At 37.1% G+C, this 1,770-nt stretch carries 1 rRNA gene; it reads right to left on the bottom strand.

The features are described 5' to 3' along the window. Window positions 1-767, bottom strand: a 16S ribosomal RNA gene (locus tag RR561_RS07900); the annotation flags it as partial. Window positions 768-1,770 lie beyond the last annotated feature (1,003 nt).

The following is a 1,770-nucleotide window of genomic DNA, read 5'->3' as shown; positions in this document are numbered from 1 at the left end:
AATCCTGTTTGCTCCCCACGCTTTCGTGCCTCAGTGTCAGTTACAGTCCAGAAAGCCGCCTTCGCTACTGGTGTTCTTCTCAATATCTACGCATTTCACCGCTACACTGAGAATTCCACTTTCCTCTCCTGCACTCAAGTCTTCCAGTTTCGGCGGCTTAATACGGTTGAGCCGTAGCCTTTAACCACCGACTTGAAAGACCACCTACGCACCCTTTACGCCCAGTAAATCCGGATAACGCTAGCACCCTACGTATTACCGCGGCTGCTGGCACGTAGTTAGCCGGTGCTTCCTCACAGGGTACCGTCATTATCTTCCCCTGCGACAGAACTTTACGATCCGAAGACCTTCATCGTTCACGCGGCGTTGCTGCATCAGGCTTTCGCCCATTGTGCAATATTCCCCACTGCTGCCTCCCGTAGGAGTTTGGACCGTGTCTCAGTTCCAATGTGGCCGATCACCCTCTCAGGTCGGCTACTGATCGTGGCCTTGGTAGGCTATTACCCCACCAACTAGCTAATCAGACGCGGGTCCATCCTATACCGCTAACGCTTTGATACATCGAAGATGCCATCGATGTACGTTATCATGTATTAGTATGCTTTTCAGCATGTTATCCATGTGTATAGGGCAGGTTACCCACGCGTTACTCACCCGTCCGCCGCTCAGTCTTCTTTGGTGCAAGCACCAAAGGGACCGCGCTCGACTTGCATGTGTTAAGCACGCCGCCAGCGTTCATCCTGAGCCAGGATCAAACTCTCGTAAAAAAATTTGTCCGCTCAGATAATTATCTCGAAATATCTGGCTTGGTTTGTTTGTGGTTTAAACAAGTTTGCTTGTTTAAACAATGTTAATTTCAAATGCTTTATTTAAAAAGCTTTTATTGAATTAACCTGCTGTTCAATTTTCAAAGTTCATTTTGTTGTCGATAAACGACTTGTTAAGTATATCAAGTTTTAAGCATTTTGTCAAGCGTTTTTTTGAAGTTTTTTAAACTTTTACTTTAAAACATTCATTAATAAACTCTATCTAAAGCTCACCTTATTATCAACTTGTTTTGTCTTTGTTTCTTAAGACAAGTAATACTATATCACCATGAGAGTACTATGTCAATAGATTTTTCATTTTTTTTAGCTTTTTTTATTATTTACTTGTTTTTCTAGTAAATAATGGCTCCTACAAACAAAGAATCACTTCTAAAACTAATAATCACTCACTATTATCAAAGCCTAAACTTTATTATGTTATTTCATATTAGTCAAATATAGAGACCTTTATTTATCTAGTTTTTATACTTTTAACTTTATCGTTAAGCCTCCCTACAAGTTCCTTACTTTATTATAGATATATAAAATATGTATGGTATTAGGATATAGAATGTAGATTGTAGAGTGTAGATTTCTTGTGAAGTCGTTTAATCGCTCCTTTTACACATTAGCTCATATTTTACTTAAATACTCTATAGCTGTATATATAACTTTACCCTTATTACCTACATTAAAACACACTGTTTATTATTGCCTCCTACTATTTTGTTAGTTTTATAAATTCTCATCTATAATATATCGATATATTATAGATTGCCAGATCATATAATCATATCAGTTGCAGTTTTCTATACTTCACACGGGCTAGTTACTTAAGATACTTACTTAAAACTTCCTTCTTAAGTTAATCTTTTTTCTTAAGATTTTTACCTTTATTTTAAAATATATAAAATCTTTCTATTCTAATACTTCAATTCAATATAGTAGAGTCTATATTGTTTCT

The organism is Peptostreptococcus sp. (assembly GCF_036639115.1).
In the GTDB taxonomy this organism is placed as follows: domain Bacteria; phylum Bacillota; class Clostridia; order Peptostreptococcales; family Peptostreptococcaceae; genus Peptostreptococcus.
The sequence above is the reverse complement of the archived record's forward strand: the minus strand, read 5'-3'. Positions and strand labels throughout refer to the sequence as shown.